Genomic DNA, 17673 nt, shown 5'->3' with positions numbered 1-17673 from the left:
ACAGAAGTACGAGCGAGTGCCCCCAGGGAGGCGGGGGGCCCCCCCCCTACCCCTCCCCCGCGGGCGGGGATCAAAAAAAAAACGAGAGCCACCGCGTGTGAGGAAAGCGATTGATGGTGTGCGGTTGTTCTTTGAGAACTCAACAGGGTGCTTGAAAAGCCAGTGCCAATTATGGCAATACCCCGGCCTGTCCTTCGGGATGGGTGGGAGATTCCTTTGGCAACATTTTGTTGCCGGGACTCATGTTTTTCAACAGATTTTGTTGGAGAGTTTGATCCTGGCTCAGGACGAACGCTGGCGGCGTGCTTAACACATGCAAGTCGAGCGGAAAGGCCCTTCGGGGTACTCGAGCGGCGAACGGGTGAGTAACACGTGAGTAACCTGCCCCAGACTTTGGGATAACCCTCGGAAACGGGGGCTAATACCGAATATGACCTGGCACCGCATGGTGTTGGGTGGAAAGTTTTTCGGTTTGGGATGGACTCGCGGCCTATCAGCTTGTTGGTGGGGTAATGGCCTACCAAGGCGACGACGGGTAGCCGGCCTGAGAGGGCGACCGGCCACACTGGGACTGAGACACGGCCCAGACTCCTACGGGAGGCAGCAGTGGGGAATATTGCACAATGGGCGGAAGCCTGATGCAGCGACGCCGCGTGAGGGATGACGGCCTTCGGGTTGTAAACCTCTTTCAGCAGGGACGAAGCGCAAGTGACGGTACCTGCAGAAGAAGCGCCGGCCAACTACGTGCCAGCAGCCGCGGTAAGACGTAGGGCGCGAGCGTTGTCCGGATTTATTGGGCGTAAAGAGCTCGTAGGCGGCTTGTCGCGTCGAATGTGAAAACCCGAGGCTCAACTTCGGGCTTGCATTCGATACGGGCAGGCTAGAGTTCGGTAGGGGAGACTGGAATTCCTGGTGTAGCGGTGAAATGCGCAGATATCAGGAGGAACACCGGTGGCGAAGGCGGGTCTCTGGGCCGATACTGACGCTGAGGAGCGAAAGCGTGGGGAGCGAACAGGATTAGATACCCTGGTAGTCCACGCTGTAAACGTTGGGCGCTAGGTGTGGGGGACCTCTCCGGTTCTCTGCGCCGCAGCTAACGCATTAAGCGCCCCGCCTGGGGAGTACGGCCGCAAGGCTAAAACTCAAAGGAATTGACGGGGGCCCGCACAAGCGGCGGAGCATGCGGATTAATTCGATGCAACGCGAAGAACCTTACCTGGGTTTGACATGTACGGAAATCCTGCAGAGATGTAGGGTCCTTCGGGGCCGTTCACAGGTGGTGCATGGCTGTCGTCAGCTCGTGTCGTGAGATGTTGGGTTAAGTCCCGCAACGAGCGCAACCCTCGTCCCATGTTGCCAGCATTCAGTTGGGGACTCATGGGAGACTGCCGGGGTCAACTCGGAGGAAGGTGGGGATGACGTCAAGTCATCATGCCCCTTATGTCCAGGGCTTCACGCATGCTACAATGGCCGGTACAAAGGGCTGCGAAATCGTAAGGTGGAGCGAATCCCAAAAAGCCGGTCTCAGTTCGGATCGGGGTCTGCAACTCGACCCCGTGAAGTCGGAGTCGCTAGTAATCGCAGATCAGCAACGCTGCGGTGAATACGTTCCCGGGCCTTGTACACACCGCCCGTCACGTCACGAAAGTCGGCAACACCCGAAGCCGGTGGCCTAACCCCTTGTGGGAGGGAGCCGTCGAAGGTGGGGCTGGCGATTGGGACGAAGTCGTAACAAGGTAGCCGTACCGGAAGGTGCGGCTGGATCACCTCCTTTCTAAGGAGCATTCTTCCAGCGAAAGTTGGACAGAAATCCTGCACCAGCCGAACGTGTTGGTGAGGAGCTCACAGGCGGAGACACTGGTTAGTCATGCTGCCGGCAACGGCCGTATCGATCTAGTACACGCGGTTTTCCGCGGCGGAACGACGTGCGGTGCGGCTGGCAGAAGGCGATAAGCACCCTGTTGGGTATCTGAAAGAACAACCCTTGTGGTTGGTCTTCAATGCCAGGCACGGCCTGGCGACCCATACCGTTCGGCTTGCGAGTCGAGGCTGGTGGGACGCCTTGAGGGTTGTGGGTTGGTCGTTGGTTGAGAATTACACAGTGGACGCGAGCATCTTGTTTTCTGTGGTTAAGTTGTCAAGGGCGAACGGTGGATGCCTTGGCACCAGGAGCCGATGAAGGACGTGGGAGGCCGCGATAGGCCTGGGGGAGCTGTCAACCTAGCTGTGATCCCAGGGTGTCCGAATGGGGAAACCTGGCACGAGTCATGTCGTGTCATCCATGCCTGAATTCATAGGGCATGTGAGGGGAACGCGGGGAAGTGAAACATCTCAGTACCCGTAGGAAGAGAAAACAACCGTGATTCCGTGAGTAGTGGCGAGCGAAAGCGGATCTAGCCTAAACCTTGCGTGTGTGATAGCTGTCAGGCGTTGCACGTGAGGGGTCGTGGGACCTGCTTATCATGACTGACATCATGGTGAAGAGTTACAAAGCTTGTTGTTAGTCGAATGGTGTGGGAAAGCCAGCCGTAGACGGTGAGAGCCCGGTAGACGAAAATTCCAAGCCTCTTTGCAGTGTTCCCGAGTAGCAGCGGACTCCTAGAATCTGCTGTGAATTTGCCAGGACCACCTGGTAAGGCTGAATACTTCCTGGTGACCGATAGCGGACAAGTACCGTGAGGGAATGGTGAAAAGTACCCCGGGAGGGGAGTGAAATAGTACCTGAAACCGTTCGCCTACAATCCGTCAGAGCCTTTCGGGGTGATGGCGTGCCTTTTGAAGAATGAGCCTGCGAGTTAGTGGCATGTGGCGAGGTTAACCCGTGTGGGGTAGCCGTAGCGAAAGCGAGTCTGAATAGGGCGTTTTTAGTCGCATGTTCTAGACCCGAAGCGGGGTGATCTAGCCATGGGCAGGTTGAAGCGTGGGTAAGACTGCGTGGAGGACCGAACCCACCAACGTTGAAAAGTTGGGGGATGACCTGTGGTTAGGGGTGAAAGGCCAATCAAACTCCGTGATAGCTGGTTCTCCCCGAAATGCATTTAGGTGCAGCGTCGCGTGTTTCTTGCCGGAGGTAGAGCACTGGATGGTCTAGGGGGCCCACAAGCTTACTGAAATCAGCCAAACTCCGAATGCCGGTAAGTGAGAGCGCGGCAGTGAGACTGCGGGGGATAAGCTTCGTAGTCGAGAGGGAAACAGCCCAGATCGCCAGCTAAGGCCCCTAAGCGTGTGCTAAGTGGAAAAGGATGTGGGATCGCATGGACAACCAGGAGGTTGGCTTAGAAGCAGCCACCCTTTAAAGAGTGCGTAATAGCTCACTGGTCAAGTGGTTCCGCGCCGACAATGTAGCGGGGCTCAAGCACACCGCCGAAGCTGTGGCATTCACACCTTGTGTGTGGATGGGTAGGGGAGCGTCGTGCAGCGGGTGAAGCGGCGGAGTGATCCAGCCGTGGACGCTGTACGAGTGAGAATGCAGGCATGAGTAGCGAATGAAGGGTGAGAACCCCTTCCGCCGGATGACCAAGGGTTCCAGGGCCAGGCTAATCCGCCCTGGGTGAGTCGGGGCCTAAGGCGAGGCCGAGAGGCGTAGTCGATGGATAACGGGTTGATATTCCCGTACCCGCAAAGAAACGCCCAAGACGAACCTCGTGGTACTAACTGCCCAAAACTGGTGAGGACTTCGGTCTGAGCCGGCGGCGGCCAGGACCTTCACGGGTAGTAGTTTAGTGATGGGGTGACGCAGGAAGGTAGATGATCCCGGCCGGTGGTTGTGCCGGGGTAAGCGTGTAGGCCGGTGTGTAGGCAAATCCGCACACCATTGAGGCTGAGACGTGATGCCGAGCCGTTCTGGTGAAGTCATTGATCCTATGCTGCCGAGAAAAGCCTCTAGCGATGTTTCGAGCGGCCCGTACCCTAAACCGACACAGGTGGTCAGGTAGAGAATACCGAGGCGACGGGTGAACTGTGGTTAAGGAACTCGGCAAATTGCCCCCGTAACTTAGGGAGAAGGGGGGCCGGACGCGTGAAGCCACTTGCTGGTGGAGCGTGGTATGGCCGCAGAGAGCAGGGGGAAGCGACTGTTTACTAAAAACACAGGTCCATGCCAAGTCGTAAGACGATGTATATGGACTGACGCCTGCCCGGTGCTGGAACGTTAAGGGGACCTGTTAGCTCTTCGGGGCGAAGCGGAGAACTTAAGCGCCAGTAAACGGCGGTGGTAACTATAACCATCCTAAGGTAGCGAAATTCCTTGTCGGGTAAGTTCCGACCTGCACGAATGGCGTAACGACTTCCCCACTGTCTCAACCACAGGCCCGGCGAAATTGCAGTACGAGTAAAGATGCTCGTTACGCGCGGCAGGACGGAAAGACCCCGGGACCTTTACTATAGCTTGACATTGGTATCTGAATTCGATTGTGTAGGATAGGTGGGAGCCGGTGAAGCTCGGACGCCAGTTCGGGTGGAGGCGTTGTTGAAATACCACTCTGTTGGGTTTGGGTATCTAACTTGCGGCCCTGATCGGGTCGAGGGACAGTGTCTGGTGGGTAGTTTAACTGGGGCGGTTGCCTCCTAAAGGGTAACGGAGGCGCCCAAAGGTTCCCTCAGCCTGGTTGGCAATCAGGTGTTGAGTGTAAGTGCACAAGGGAGCTTGACTGTGAGACTGACGGGTCGAGCAGGGACGAAAGTCGGGACTAGTGATCCGGCACTTGCGTGTGGAAGCGGTGTCGCTCAACGGATAAAAGGTACCCCGGGGATAACAGGCTGATCTTCCCCAAGAGTCCATATCGACGGGATGGTTTGGCACCTCGATGTCGGCTCGTCGCATCCTGGGGCTGTAGCAGGTCCCAAGGGTTGGGCTGTTCGCCCATTAAAGCGGTACGCGAGCTGGGTTTAGAACGTCGTGAGACAGTTCGGTCCCTATCCGCCGTGCGCGTTGGATACTTGAGAAGGGCTGTCCCTAGTACGAGAGGACCGGGACGGACGAACCTCTGGTGTGCCAGTTGTTCTGCCAAGGGCACGGCTGGTTGGCTACGTTCGGAAGGGATAACCGCTGAAAGCATCTAAGCGGGAAGCTCGCTTCGAGATGAGGTATCCCACCACCTTGAGTGGGTAAGGCCCCCAAGAGACTATTGGGTTGATAGGCCGGAGATGTAAGCACGGTAACGTGTTGAGTTGACCGGTACTAATAGGCCGAGGGCTTAACCACCCTAAATTTTCTGCTTGCGTCCACTGTGTGATTCACAGCAAACGAACAACCACCCCATGGCCGGAAGGCTTGGGTTGCTGGTTGGTTCTGCTGATGGCTGTTTCGGTGGTCATAGCGGAGGGGAAACGCCCGGTTACATTCCGAACCCGGTAGCTAAGCCCTCCAGCGCCGATGGTACTGCACTCGGGAGGGTGTGGGAGAGTAGGACGCCGCCGGACTTAACGTCGAGAAACGCCCACCCGGGCTTCCGGGTGGGCGTTTCTTTTTGCTACCCAAAAACTGTGGGTGCGGTTGTTCGCGTGGGGGGACGGTTCGGGCGGGGAGGGCCATTCGAAGGCCGTCAGGCTTGATACCTCCGAATGGCCCTCCCCGCCCGAACCTTGCCTACTCACCGGGACTGCCGCGGCTCAAGGCGCCAGCTCTGCGCCCCTTCCGCACCGCTCAACGATCCGCGCCGCTGATCCTTGCGCGCCATTTATGCTTCCGCGCCGCTGATCGGTTCTGCGCCGCTGATCGGTTCTGCGCCGCTGTTCGGTTCTGCGCCGCTGTTCGGTTCAGCGCCGCTGATCCGTTCTGCGCCGCTCGGGTTCTCTGCGTCGCTCGGCTGCTTCGCGTTGCTCGGCTGCTTTGCGCTGTTGGTGGGGAGCCAGCGGCCCCGTGTCGGCTGGCTCCCCCACCTGGCTGGCTATTTGCGGCGGGTGGCTTTCTGGGCGGGTGCTGGGTGATGTTGGATCTTTGTTTGAGGGTTGGCAGCACCGTGCCGGCTGGCTCTCGATTGGTTGATGTGCTTGTGGGTGTGGTTACTCGTAGCAGTCCTGGTTTTGGTGTTCCAGGCCTAGTTCGGTGAGTTTGTCGTTGTCGAAGGTGAAGCGGTAGTTGACTTTGCCGGCGGCGTGGGCCCAGGCTCGGCCGTCGCCGGTTCGTTCGGTTTCGTCGACGTCGCTGGCTTCGAAGTCTGGGTAGGTCTGCTTGACCTCGTCCAAGGTGTCTCCGAGGCCGATGCCCTCCGGGGTGTGCATCTTGCCGTATCCCTGGATGGCTACCACGCCCAGTTGGGGGGAGTGGGTTACTGCGCCGGCAGAGCCGCCGGCGCCTTTGAGCTTGGAGTAACCGCAGCCTTCCGGGCCGTCGTAGGCCTCGTAGCTGGTGATCAAGCCGGTGGCCTTTGCCTGCGACACGGTCATTCCGATCTTCAGGGTGCCGAGGCCGGTGGGGCCGATCACCTCCGAGGAAGTGCCTGACGAGTGCGCTGAACTTGATGATGCTCCGGCACCCGACGTACCGGCTGGTGAGGTGGATTTCGCCTTAGAGCTGGCGGGACCGGGTCCGGAACTGGATTCGGACGGGCCGGAACCCGCGGACGCCGGTCGAGCAGGCGCGGATGCGGCCACCGTCGCCCCGGCCGGTACGGCCTGGCCCTCCAGGTGCTCCGGCGTAGCGGCGCAGCCGGCCAGCACCGTTACACCGAGGGCCACCCCGACTCCCCAACATGTCTTTCGCATTGCAGTCCCCCGTCGTCTCTGCTGCCTTTCATAGGTTGCGATGCTGCCGTATCACCACCAGTTCTCCTCGCCAGGTAACGGACTCATAACGACGTCCAGGGAGGGCGGACCTCCAGGAGAAGCGGACGTCCAGGAGGGCGCACGTCCGGGAGAGGCGGACGTCCAGGAGGGCGCACGTCGGGGAGAGCGGGCGACCAGGGAGGGCGGACGTTCGGGAGAGCGGGCGACCAGCGAGGGCGGACGTTCGGGAGGGCGGACGTCCAGGAGGGCGGACGGCCAGGGAGGCCGTGTGGCGGCCCGGGAGCGTCCGGCGGCGTGCTGGGCGTCCGGGCTGGGGGAGGTTGCGGCCTGCCGCGATCCGGGTTCCGGCAGGCGAGCACCGCGCTTGGGCGGGGTGTCGGTCTTCAGGTGGTGCAAGGGCTGGACGGGTTGGTGGCAGGTTGGTTCGGTGCGGGCCGGGGCTCAACTGGGAGCGGGGGTGGCCGATCACGCGGGCATGCGTAAGTGGTCCCTCGGTGCGTTGCTCACCTCGGCGGTTGCGGCTTCGGCTGCCCTGGCCGGTCCGGCTCCGGCGTTCGCGACCGGGACGGTGATCGGGGCGGATGCGCCCGGTGCGCTGCCCGGGCGGTACATCGTCACGTTGAAGAACCGCACGGCGGGGCCCAGCGTGCGTAGCCTCGGCACCGGGACGGTGGTCCGTAGTTTCCGGGGGTTCGCCGGGTTCGCGGCGGAGATGAGCGCGTTCCAGGCCCGTCGGCTGGCGGCTGACCCGGCGGTGCGCTCGGTGGAGCAGGACCGGCGGATCCGGGTCGCCACCACCGCGGCGGACCGGCAGGTCGCGGTCGGAGTCCCAGGAGCGGGGCGGCGGGGTGGTGCGGTGGCGGCGGGGGTGCAGAAGAGTCCGGCGTGGGGGCTGGACCGGATCGATCAGCGCGGGGTGAGCGGATCCAAGTCGTACACGCCGACGGATGACGGGTCGGCGGTGCACGCGTATGTGATCGACACCGGGATCCGGATCACGCATGCCGAGTTCGGGGGGCGGGCGTCGTACGGGTACGACTTCGCCGACCGGGACGGGAACGCGGCGGACTGCAACGGGCACGGGACGCACGTGGCCGGCACGATCGGCGGCACCCATTACGGCGTGGCCAAGAAGGTGCAGCTGGTGGCGGTGCGGGTGCTGGACTGCTACGGCGAGGGTGAGCTGTCCGATGTGATCGACGGGGTCGACTGGGTGACCGAGCACGCGGTCAAGCCGGCCGTGGCGAACATGAGCATGGGCGGCTCGGCCAGCCCGACGCTGGACTTCGCGGTGCGGCAGTCGATCGCTTCCGGGGTGACCTACGTGGTGGCGGCCGGCAACGAGGACGTGGACGCGTCGTGGAGCAGCCCGGCCGCGGTGCCCACGGCGATCACCGTGGCGGCCACCGACAGCCGGGACCGGCGGGCGGTGTTCTCCAACTACGGCAGCGTGGTCGACCTGTTCGCGCCCGGGGTGAACATCAAGTCGTCGGTTTCCGGCAGCAACACCGCGACCGCGGTCTACAGCGGGACGTCGATGGCCGCGCCGCACGTGGCCGGGGCGGCCGCGCTGATCCTGGACGCGAGCCCGGCCCTGACCCCGTCGCAGGTCCGCGCCGAGCTGGTGACCAACGCCACCACCGGCAGGGTGACCGACCGGGCCGGATCACCGAACCGGCTGCTGTTCGTCAAAGCGCCACCCGCCGCGCCGGTGATCGCCACTTCGAGGGTGGCCACGGCAACGGTCGGTTCGTCGTACGCCAGCAGGGTGAACCTGAAGTCGAGCCGGACCGGGACGTGGCAGCTGGCCGGTGGCAGCATGCCGCCCGGTCTGTCGCTGGCGCGCAACGGCGCGATCACCGGGACCCCGACCAGCCCGGGGGAGTACACGGTGACGGTGCGGTTCACCGACTATGTGCCGCAGGCGGTCACCCGCCGGATCGTGATCCCGGTGGCGGCCGGTGTCCCGGTGATCGACGGTGAGCTGCCGGTCGCCCAGGCCGGCGTGGCCTATCAGAGCCGGCTGGCGACGGTGGATCACCGGAGCGGCGTGTGGAATCTGGCCGGTGGCGCGCTCCCGGCCGGGCTGAGCCTGGACGCGACCGGTCTGATCAGCGGGGTGCCGGCGGCCGAGGGCGGGACGGCGACCTTCACGGTCCGCTTCACCGATGGGTGGGGCACCACCGCGACCAGGGAGTGCACGCTGCTGGTGACTCCGGCCGCGGTCTGAAAAGCAGAAAAGGCGGAACCACGGGGGTGAGCCCCGGCGACCCCGCCGGGGCTTGGCCCCACCCTCACCAGTCCAGCGCCGCCGCGTACTTCTTGGCGATCTCCGCCGACTCCGGGAGGTCCGCCTCGACCACCGGCAAGCCGGGCCGGGCCACGATCGCCCCCAGCTCGACCAGCAACTGCCGCAGCACCGCCTCGGCGGCCGCCGCCTGCGGCGCGATCCCGGCGGTCACCACCGGCACCGCGAGCTTCCCGGCCAGTGCCTGGTTCGGCAGCTGGTCGAGCAGCACCTTGAGCACCCCGGTGTAGCTGCCCTTGTACGTCGGGGTCGCCACCACCAGCAGGTTCGCCGCGGTGAGCGCCTCCACCGCGGCCGCCGTCGCCGGATCGCCCTTGGTCAGCAGCCCGGCGCCCAGCTCACCCACCTCGATGACGGTGGGCGCGGGCGAGCCGAGCCGGTCCGCGAACGCCTCCCCGACCGCGACGGCCAGGGTCGAGGTCCGGGACCCGGCGCGCGGGTTACCGGACACCACCACAATTCCAGTCATCCGTTTCGCGGCGACCGAGGCGGTCCGCCGCGCCTCCTCTCCACGATTATCTGCGCTATCTCGGGATATGTCCGGTACGCCACACGCGGCAGACTCGAAAGTCCACATGGTCCACTGCGTGGGAACTTCTCCACCATCGATCCCGGGAAGTCCCGCGTCAACAGCGATCCCAAATCCTAGTAAGAACGTGGGGTTTGTGGGATGTGGTGTGTGTGACTACTATGCGGTATGCCTATCTAACAGATAGGAATTATATCCTTGCAGGGTGCCGCCGGATCCGGGGGCACGGATCGTCGAAGGAGCAGCCCATGTCCGCGCTCGCCATCGCCCACCCCCGTCCCGCCCATACCCGCCCCGACCTGCGCCCGGTGCCGAGCCTGCCGGAGGGCGAGTCGCCGGTCACCGTCACGATCAGCATCGCCGGCGGGGTCGGCGGCCGGGACCGGGTGCTGGCCGCGCTGCGCGAGCTGGTCGACGCCGCGGGTCCGGGCGCTGCCATCGAGCTGGACCCGCCGGCCCCGCCGGCCGCGGCCGAGGGGGAGATCGTGCTGGACCCGCGGGCCCGCACCGCGCTGCGCGGCGGCCAGCGGCTCGACCTCAGCCGCCTGGAGTACGACCTGCTCCTCTTTCTGGCCCAGCACCCCCGCCAGGTGTTCAGCCGCACCCAGCTGCTCACCCACGTCTGGGGTCACCGGCACACCACCAACCGCACGGTGGACGTGCACGTCAGCCGCCTGCGCACCAAGCTGGACGACCCGGAGTTGATCACCACGGTCTACGGCCTGGGGTACCGGCTGGCCGACGACGCCCCGATCAGCGTGCGGGAGCGCTGATTCATCCCGAAATGGTCATACCCCCGCACTATGGGAGGTATGTTTCCGCAGCTCAGCGGTTACTTGATCTAGATTAGTCCGGATTGACCGCTCTCTTGCGGCAACAATTGATTCATTTGAATACTTGCGAGCACTGGCCTACCGGACCGGTATGCCACCTACCCAATCCCCCTGGGAGGAAACCGTGCTCAACCCGAAGCTTCGCCGACCGATCGTCGGCCTGGCAGTCGGCATGCTCGTGGGCAGCGCCTTCGTCGCGACGTCACCCGCCTCGGCGGCCCCGGCCGTGGGCGACGCGTCCTTCGCACCGTCCGCCCTGGCCAGCAGGCTGGACGACCAGCTCGGCTCCCGTGACGCCGGGTCCTACCTGGACAGCTCCGGCAAGCTGGTGGTGAACGTCACCGACGCCACCACCGCGGCCGAGGTCACCAAGGCCGGCGCCACCCCGCGCTACGTGGCCCGCAGTGGCGCCACGCTGGCCGCGGCCGACGCCAGCCTGAAGGTGAACTTGAAGACCCCGGGCACCGCGTTCGCCGTCGACCCGGTCAGCAACCAGGTCGTGGTCAGCGTGGACGAGAGCGTCACCGGCGCCAAGCTGGCCGCGGTCAAGGCGACCGTCGCCAAGCTCGGCGGCACCGCCCGGATCGAATCCATCCCCGGCAAGATCAGCACCACGATCTCCGGCGGCGACGCCATCTACACCGGCGGCTCCCGCTGCTCGCTCGGCTTCAACGTGCGCAACAGCGCCGGCACCAACTACTTCCTGACCGCCGGGCACTGCACCAACGCCGGCTCCACCTGGTCCAACGGCTCGACCACGCTGGGCACCCGGGCCGGCACCAGCTTCCCGGGCAACGACTACGGCATCGTCCGCTACACCAACACGACGATCACCAAGAGCGGCGCGGTCGGCTCCCAGGACATCACCTCGGCCGGCACCCCGGCCGTCGGCGCCACGGTCTACCGCCGCGGCTCCACCACCGGCACGCACTCCGGCCGGGTCACCGCCCTGAACAGCACGGTCAACTACTCCCAGGGCTCGGTCTCCGGCCTGATCCGGACCACCGTCTGCGCCGAGCCCGGTGACAGCGGCGGCCCGCTCTACTCCGGCACCACCGCGCTCGGTCTCACCTCGGGCGGCAGCGGGAACTGCTCGTCCGGCGGCGTCACCTACTTCCAGCCGGTCGTCGAGCCGCTGAGCGTCTACGGCGTCTCGGTCTTCTGAGTCCCGGCACCGCCCGGCAGGAATATGACGAACTGAAGTCAGACTCTCCGACGCAAGGCCGGCGCGGTGCGAGGAAGGTGCGGCGGGGTCGCGGTCGCGATCCCGCCGCAAACCCGTTTACGGTACGGCCGAAGCACCCGCCCACCGCAGTCGTGATCAGGAGCGCCCGGCCGCGGCCGGCTCCTCGCCCCGCCGCTGCGATCAGGAGTGCTCCGCCGCGGCCGGCTCGTAGGCCCGCCGGGTGCGATCAGGAGTGTTCCTCTGCGGTCCGCTCCTCGCCCCGGCGGCGGAGCAGCCGCAGCCCGGGCAGCCCGGCGATCGCCAGGTGCAGGTCCTCGGTCACCTCGAGCAGCTTGTGCAGGTCCGGACCGACCTGGTCGAGCTTGTTCAGCAGCGGCATCACGTCGTTGACCATGTGGTCGCGCAGCGCCGGCAGCTCGTCCACCATCCGGATCGCCGCGGTCACCTCCTCCGGGGTCAGCTCGTCGACGAACCGGGCGGCCAGCGGCGACGCCTTGCGCAGCGTCGGCGCGTAACCGTCGAGCAGCTCGGTGGCCACCCCGGCCGCCTGGTCGGCGCGGGTCACCACCGCCGACGCCCGGGCCGCCACCGCGGCCGCGTCGCCGACCAGCCCGCGCGCCGTGCCGCTGACCGCGCCCACCTCGGCCACCACCTCGGCCGCCGCGGTGGTCAGCGAACCCGCCTCGATCACCAGGGTGCCGGCCGCGTCGGCGGTCCCGGCCGCCCGGCGGATCACGTCACCGGCGGCACTGGAGATCGCGCTCGCCTCCTCGATGGTCAGCGCCGCCGCCGTGGTGATCGCGCGGACCTCGCCGATCGCCGCCTCGGCCGCCGCGCTGATCGTCTGCACCTCGGTGATCGCCCGCTCCGCGGTGGCGCTGACCACCTGGATCTCGGTCACCGCGGACTCGGCGGCGGTGGTCACCGCGGTCACCCGGGCGATCAGCTCCTCGGCCTGGCCGATCGCCAGCCCGGCCCGGTTGACCAGCAGCTCGGTCTGGCCGAGCAGGCTGGCCGCGCGCACCGGGACGGCCGCCACGGCGCCCGCGGTCTCGATCACCTGGCCGATCGCGGCGCGGGTCAGGTCGGCGGCGACGGCCGGGACGGCCAGCGCGACACGGGAGATCTGTACGGCTCGGGACAACAGGGACGCCATCCCCTCATTCTGCGCTTCGACGTCACGTCCCGCCGGTGACGGAAGGCCGCCGTGCCGGGGTTCACGACGGAAAACCGGATATTCGTGGCCGATCCCCCGGAGTCGGGGCGGGCATCGGTGGCTCCGGCACGGCAGTATGGCGGGGTGCGACGTACCCCGAACTGGATTGTGATCATGGCCGTCGTGGTCGTGCTGGGAGGTGCGGCCCTGGTGGCCAAGGGGCTGATCGGCGGCGAGGGCGCGGCCGCCACCTTCCTCACCGGCAGCGCGACCAGCGCCTCCCCGGCCGGGCCCAGCCCCGAGGAGCTGGCTCGGGTGGAGCGGGCCAAGCGGGTGGTGGCGCTGGACGCGGCGCTGAAGAAGTACGCCGCCACGGTCCCCGGGTTCGCCGTCGCGGTGCTCGACAAGAAAACCGGTGACCTCTACTCGTTCCGCGGCGACCGGAAGTTCCGGACCGCCAGCGTGGTCAAGGTGCAGGTGCTCGCCTGCCTGCTGCTGACCCGGCAGGACGCCGGCCGCAAGCTGACCGCGGACGAGGACGCCAAGGCGAAACTCATGATCCGCAACAGTGACAACGACGCCACCACCGCGCTGTTCAAGAGCCTCGGCAGGGAGTCCGCGATCCAGCGCTGCGACGAGCGGCTCGGCCTGACCGGCACGGTGGTGAACAGCGCCTGGGGCCTCACCCAGACGACCGTCGAGGACCAGGTGAAGCTGCTGTCCCAGCTGGTCGCCGCGGACAGCCCGATCGCGGCGAGGGGCCGTGCCTACGCGCACACCCTGATGAGCACGGTCAGCGCCGGGCAGCGGTGGGGCGTCCCGGCCGTGGCCCGGGCCGGCGAGGAGTTCACCGTCAAGAACGGCTGGCTGGCCCGCCCCGGCACCAGCGACCTGTGGATCGTGAACTCGGTCGGCCGGATCACCGGCCCCGGTGTGGACGTCTCGATCGCGGTGCTCTCGCACGGCCACCAGACCCAGGAGGCCGGCGAGAAAGTGATCGAGAAAGCGGTCAAGCTGACCCGGGCCCACCTCAAGTACTAGAGCTCTCCCGGCGCTTGTTCCACCAGGTCACCGCCTGGTTCACGACCAGGATGACGGCGACCGCGGCGAGCACGCCCTGCCAGGGCTGCGGGAAGATCGAGCCGCCGGCCAGGCCGATCGCGGCGTAGACCACCGACCACAGGGCGCAGGCCGGCAGGTTGGCCACCACGAAGGTCTCCCAGGAGACCCCGGCGAAGGCGGCCGCCAGCAGCACCGGCACCCGGCCGCCCGGGATCAGCCGGGAGACCAGCAGCACCGGGACCTGCTTGGCCTTGAGCCGGTCCTTCACCGCGGCCAGGTGCTCCTCGTCGCGCAGCCAGCGCAGCCGGCGGGCCAGCTGCTCGCCGCCGAACCGGCACATCGCGTACATCACCAGGTCGCCGGCGTAGGCGCCGGCCGCGCCGGCCGCCACCACGAGGACCATGGTCACCGGCCGGCCCTCGTGGAAGGCGAGCGCGGTGGCCCCGCTGACCGCCGCGCCGGTCGGCACGATCGGGATGATCGCCCCGAAGCACACCACCGCGAACAGCCAGGCCAGGGTGCCCAGCGTGGCGGTCACGCGGCCGGTCCGAGGGTCAGCGTCCCGCCGTGCGCCAGCACCCGGACCCGGGTGTCCGGCGAGGTCCGCGCCGCGTGCTCGGCGAACCGCAGGCCCGGCCCGTCGAACATGTGCCGGCGGAACCGGGCCATCCCGATCGGCCACAGCGTGCCGTAGTGCACCGGCACCGCCCAGGACGCCTTCACCCGGTGCAGCGCCTCGGCCGCGTCCCGCGCGTCCAGGTGGCCGTGCGCGCCCAGGGTCGGCCCCCAGCCGCCGACCGGGATCAGTGCCAGATCCAGCGGGCCCAGCTCGGTCATCTGCTCGAACAGGCCGGTGTCGCCGGCGTACCAGGTGCGGGACTCGCCCTCGACCACGAAACCGATGGCCTCGGCGCGCTCCCGGGACCACGGACCGCGCCCGCCGTCGTGCCGGGCCGGCACCGCCCGGACCCGGACCGGGCCGACCGCCACCTCGTCACCCGGGGCCAGCTCGACGCAGCGCCCGGCCACCCCGGCACCCAGCGCCTTGACGGTGAAGGCGGCCGCGCCGCGCGGCACGATCAGCAGCGGCTCGCCCGGCACCGACTTCAGCGAGGCCACGTGGAAGTGGTCGGCGTGCAGGTGGGACAGCAGCACCGCGTCCGGCGCGCCGGGCAGCCGGGGCGGTGGTCCGGCCAGCCGCTGCAGGTGGGCCAGCCGGTCGGTGAGCACCGGATCGGTGAGCAGCGTGACGCCCGAGTCGGCGAGCCAGATCGTGCTGTGTCCCCACCAGGTGACCGATGTCGTGCTCACCGGCTCACGGTACCCAGCCGGCGCAGGACCTGACCGCACCGGCGGGCGTAGAGCTGCTGGAACAACACCGCCACCGGGCCGGCCAGTCGCATCAGCGGGCCGGCCGGGCGGCTGAACGCGGTGACCGTGAACCACACCCGGTCCTGCTCGTCCCGCTCGACCACGAACGCCTCCTCGCCCCGCGCCGGATGGCCGGCAAGCGTTCCGTACCCAAAACCGATCTTGTGCTCCTCCTGGGCGACCCAGACGACCTCGCACGGGGCGGTGACCGGTCCGACGCCGACGATCAGCCGGACGCCGGGCGCGGCTCGCCGCCCGCTCGCCCGGACGCCCGCCCCGGTGGCGCGGTGCATCCGGAAGGTGAGGACCGCCTCGCCGGCGGCCGCGAAGACGCGCGGACCGGTGCCGATCCTTCGCCGGTAGCGCAGATGGCGGTAGCCGTCCGGGAGCGGTCCGCCGCGGGTCAGGCCGATTTCGGGGTACGTCAGGCGAGTCACCTGAGAAAGTGTGCCCTTCCCGGGGCGCGATGATTCCTGAGTCGCAGCTGTGACATGGCTCCGGCACACTGAGCGCGTGACAGGACCCCGCTCCGCCGTTGTGGTGAACCCCGCCAAGGTGGCCGATCCGGATCAGCTCCGCCGCACCCTGCGCACCACCCTGACCAGGGCGGGGTGGCCGGAGCCCGCCTGGTTCGAGACGACCCCCGAGGACCCGGGCCGGGGCCAGGCGAAAAAGGCCGTGGCGGACGGCGCCGAGCTGGTCTTCGCGTGCGGCGGCGACGGCACGGTGACCGCCGTGGTGAGCGCGCTGACCGGCACCGACGTGGCGCTGGCCGTGCTGCCGGCCGGTACCGGCAACCTGCTCGCCGCCAACCTCGGGCTGGGCACCGACCCGGCCGCCGGGGTGCAGGTCGCGCTGGAGGGCGGCCGCCGCCGGATCGACGTCGGCACGATCGGCGACCAGTGCTTCGTGGTGATGGCCGGGATGGGCTTCGACGCGATGATGCTGCAGGACACCTCGGAGCGGGCGAAAAAGCACATCGGCTGGCCGGCCTACCTGTTCGGGGCGGCCAAGCACCTGCTCGACCGGCCGATGCGGGTGCGGATCCGGCTGGACGGCGGCGCGCCGATGCCGCGCCGCGCGCAGACCGTGATCGTCGGCAACGTCGGCCGCCTGCAGGGCGGCGTCCGCCTGCTGAAACGCGCGGTGCCGGACGACGGGAAGTTCAACGTGGCGATCATCAGCCCGAACAACCTGTACTCCTGGGCCCGGCTGATCGCCGCGGTGGCCAGCCGCCGCGAGCGGGTGCCGAAAATGGAGACGTTCACCGCCTCCCGGGTGGAGATCTACAGCAACCGCGCGCAGCCCCGGCAGCTGGACGGCGACCTGATCGCGTCCGGCAAGGCGATGAAGATCTCGCTGCGGCACAAGGCGCTGCTGCTCTGCGTGCCGCAGCCCGACGCCGACCCGGACCTGGCCCACGACGCCGCGGCCGTGGCGAAACGGGCGAGGCGCCGATGAGCAGCACCGAACCGGTCCCGGAGACCCGGACCATGGCCGGCGACGAGCTGTCCGCCGACGACGCCTACGTGGCGCTGCGCCACTACGGCCGCTGGCCGCTGCTGCGCGACGCGTTCGTCCGGTTCCGCTACGGCGACGGGTTCAGCCACTCCCGCGCCTTCGCGCTGCAGCTCTGCCTGGCCATCGTCCCGTTCCTGATCGCCCTCTCCGGCCTGGCCACCGACCTGGGCGTGGAGTCCGGCGGCGAGGTGGTCGCGGACACCGTCATCGAGCTCACCCCGGGCGACAGCGAGGGACTGGTCCGCCAGCTGCTGGAGGACGACGACCGGACCGAGGAGGCCGGCGAGGTCGCCCTCACCCTCGGTCTGATCACCGGGCTGTTCGCGCTCACCACCGCGATGGCCCAGGTGGAGCGCGGCGCCAACCGGATCTACGGGGTGGAGCGGGACCGGCCGGCGCCGCAGAAGTACCTGCGGGCCGCGGTGCTCGCGTTCGCCGCCGGGCTGCCCGCGCTCTTCGGCTTCCTGCTGCTGGTCGCCGGGCGGGCCGCCGGGGAGTCCGCCGAGGAGCATTTCGGGATACCCGGCTGGGCCCGGGTGACCTGGGACGTGCTGCGCTGGCCGGTCAGCCTGGCGCTGATCGTGTTCGCGGTCGGCGCCCTGTTCCGGCACTCGCCGCGACGCAAGCAGCCGGCGCTGTCCTGGCTGCTGTTCGGCGCGGTGGTGGCGACCGTGCTGTGGTGGCTGGCCAGCCTGGGCCTGGCCGGATACGTCCGGGTCAGCGGCAGCTTCGGCGCCACCTACGGTCCGCTCACCGCGATCATGGCGTTGCTGCTCTGGGCGAACCTGACCGGCATCGCGTTCTTCCTGGGCCTCGCCTTCGCCGCGCAGCTCGAGGCCCGGCGGGTCGGTGCCAAGCCGGCCCAGCCCGACCAGTGGGAGCCGGCCCCGGACGTGCCCGCTCAGCGCGCCCCCGGTGTACCGACGGAGTCGACGGGGTAAGAACGCGGCACCCCCGATCTGTTGGGAGCCTCCCGTGACA

General features: G+C 67.4%; 13 protein-coding genes and 3 rRNA genes. 10 read left to right on the top strand and 6 right to left on the bottom strand.

Annotated features, from left to right (window positions below):
• Positions 1-259: 259 nt before the first annotated feature.
• The 4 genes from BJY16_RS46350 (at position 260) to BJY16_RS46335 (ending at position 5928) form a co-directional block, all read left to right on the top strand.
• Positions 260-1774 (top strand): 16S ribosomal RNA (locus BJY16_RS46350).
• Positions 1775-2127: 353 nt separating this feature from the next.
• A 23S ribosomal RNA gene (locus BJY16_RS46345) occupies positions 2128-5203 on the top strand.
• Positions 5204-5304: 101 nt separating this feature from the next.
• A 5S ribosomal RNA gene (rrf, locus tag BJY16_RS46340) occupies positions 5305-5421 on the top strand.
• The 16S, 23S and 5S rRNA genes sit together here, the layout of an rRNA operon.
• Before the next feature lie 246 nt (positions 5422-5667).
• Positions 5668-5928 (top strand): hypothetical protein, encoded by a 261-nt coding sequence (locus BJY16_RS46335; RefSeq protein ID WP_185046185.1) that lies wholly within the window; start codon positions 5668-5670, stop codon positions 5926-5928.
• A 75-nt stretch (positions 5929-6003) separates the two neighbouring features.
• On the opposite strand, the gene BJY16_RS46330 is transcribed toward BJY16_RS46335, so the two are convergent.
• Positions 6004-6426, bottom strand: a complete 423-nt coding sequence (locus BJY16_RS46330) for a hypothetical protein (protein ID WP_185046184.1) — start codon at positions 6424-6426, stop codon at positions 6004-6006.
• Between the two features lie 775 nt (positions 6427-7201).
• On the opposite strand from BJY16_RS46330, the gene BJY16_RS46325 reads away from it, so the two are divergent.
• The gene (locus BJY16_RS46325; protein ID WP_185046183.1) at positions 7202-8956 is read left to right on the top strand and encodes a S8 family peptidase; all 1755 of its coding nucleotides are present in this window, start codon (positions 7202-7204) and stop codon (positions 8954-8956) included.
• Positions 8957-9020: 64 nt separating this feature from the next.
• Here BJY16_RS46325 and BJY16_RS46320 read toward each other — a convergent pair whose 3' ends face one another.
• Entirely contained in the window at positions 9021-9503 is a 483-nt protein-coding gene (locus BJY16_RS46320) for an NADPH-dependent FMN reductase (protein WP_185046182.1), read from the bottom strand.
• A 308-nt stretch (positions 9504-9811) separates the two neighbouring features.
• On the opposite strand from BJY16_RS46320, the gene BJY16_RS46315 reads away from it, so the two are divergent.
• Together BJY16_RS46315 and BJY16_RS46310 are read left to right on the top strand one after the other, a co-directional pair.
• On the top strand, positions 9812-10336 hold the full coding sequence (locus BJY16_RS46315; RefSeq protein WP_185046181.1) for a winged helix-turn-helix domain-containing protein: 525 nt from the start codon (positions 9812-9814) through the stop codon (positions 10334-10336).
• 184 nt (positions 10337-10520) lie between these two features.
• Positions 10521-11561 carry a S1 family peptidase gene (locus BJY16_RS46310; protein WP_185046180.1) on the top strand — a complete coding sequence of 347 codons (1041 nt, stop codon included), beginning with the start codon at positions 10521-10523 and terminating at the stop codon, positions 11559-11561.
• 247 nt (positions 11562-11808) lie between these two features.
• On the opposite strand, the gene BJY16_RS46305 is transcribed toward BJY16_RS46310, so the two are convergent.
• Positions 11809-12738, bottom strand: a complete 930-nt coding sequence (locus tag BJY16_RS46305; RefSeq protein ID WP_185046179.1) for a hypothetical protein — start codon at positions 12736-12738, stop codon at positions 11809-11811.
• Between the two features lie 144 nt (positions 12739-12882).
• On the opposite strand from BJY16_RS46305, the gene BJY16_RS46300 reads away from it, so the two are divergent.
• Entirely contained in the window at positions 12883-13779 is an 897-nt protein-coding gene (locus BJY16_RS46300; RefSeq protein ID WP_239178039.1) for a serine hydrolase, read from the top strand.
• Here the strand turns inward: BJY16_RS46300 and BJY16_RS46295 are convergent.
• Genes BJY16_RS46295 through BJY16_RS46285 form a run of 3 tightly spaced genes read right to left on the bottom strand, consistent with a single transcriptional unit; the run spans position 13769 to position 15608 of the window.
• Positions 13769-14338 carry a DedA family protein gene (locus BJY16_RS46295; protein ID WP_185046178.1) on the bottom strand — a complete coding sequence of 190 codons (570 nt, stop codon included), beginning with the start codon at positions 14336-14338 and terminating at the stop codon, positions 13769-13771. The two genes, BJY16_RS46300 and BJY16_RS46295, sit on opposite strands and share 11 nt — an antisense overlap.
• Positions 14335-15111, bottom strand: a complete 777-nt coding sequence (locus BJY16_RS46290) for an MBL fold metallo-hydrolase (protein ID WP_185046177.1) — start codon at positions 15109-15111, stop codon at positions 14335-14337. The genes BJY16_RS46295 and BJY16_RS46290 overlap by 4 nt, the downstream gene beginning before the upstream one ends.
• Complete coding sequence (locus BJY16_RS46285) at positions 15108-15608, bottom strand: DUF1990 domain-containing protein (RefSeq protein WP_185046176.1); 501 nt, start codon at positions 15606-15608, stop codon at positions 15108-15110. Before BJY16_RS46285 ends, BJY16_RS46290 begins: the two co-directional genes overlap by 4 nt.
• Positions 15609-15684: 76 nt before the next feature.
• Between BJY16_RS46285 and BJY16_RS46280 the strand changes: the two genes are divergently transcribed.
• Both BJY16_RS46280 and BJY16_RS46275 read left to right on the top strand, forming a co-directional pair.
• Positions 15685-16632, top strand: coding sequence for a diacylglycerol/lipid kinase family protein (locus tag BJY16_RS46280; RefSeq protein ID WP_185046175.1), 948 nt, complete (start codon positions 15685-15687; stop codon positions 16630-16632).
• Complete coding sequence (locus BJY16_RS46275; protein ID WP_185046174.1) at positions 16629-17633, top strand: YihY/virulence factor BrkB family protein; 1005 nt, start codon at positions 16629-16631, stop codon at positions 17631-17633. The genes BJY16_RS46280 and BJY16_RS46275 overlap by 4 nt, the downstream gene beginning before the upstream one ends.
• The last annotated feature ends 40 nt before the right edge of the window (positions 17634-17673 follow it).

Source organism: Actinoplanes octamycinicus, assembly GCF_014205225.1.
In the GTDB taxonomy this organism is placed as follows: Bacteria; Actinomycetota; Actinomycetes; order Mycobacteriales; family Micromonosporaceae; genus Actinoplanes; species Actinoplanes octamycinicus.
This window is presented reverse-complemented; position numbering and strand designations above follow the sequence as displayed.

Excerpts from the sequence above, each read along its gene's own strand:
- BJY16_RS46325 (WP_185046183.1), top strand. The coding sequence starts at position 7,202 with ATGCGTAAGTGGTCCCTCGGTGCGTTGCTCACCTCGGCGGTTGCGGCT.
- BJY16_RS46320 (WP_185046182.1), bottom strand. The coding sequence starts at position 9,503 with ATGACTGGAATTGTGGTGGTGTCCGGTAACCCGCGCGCCGGGTCCCGG.
- BJY16_RS46315 (WP_185046181.1), top strand. The coding sequence starts at position 9,812 with ATGTCCGCGCTCGCCATCGCCCACCCCCGTCCCGCCCATACCCGCCCC.
- BJY16_RS46305 (WP_185046179.1), bottom strand. The coding sequence starts at position 12,738 with ATGGCGTCCCTGTTGTCCCGAGCCGTACAGATCTCCCGTGTCGCGCTG.
- BJY16_RS46275 (WP_185046174.1), top strand. The coding sequence starts at position 16,629 with ATGAGCAGCACCGAACCGGTCCCGGAGACCCGGACCATGGCCGGCGAC.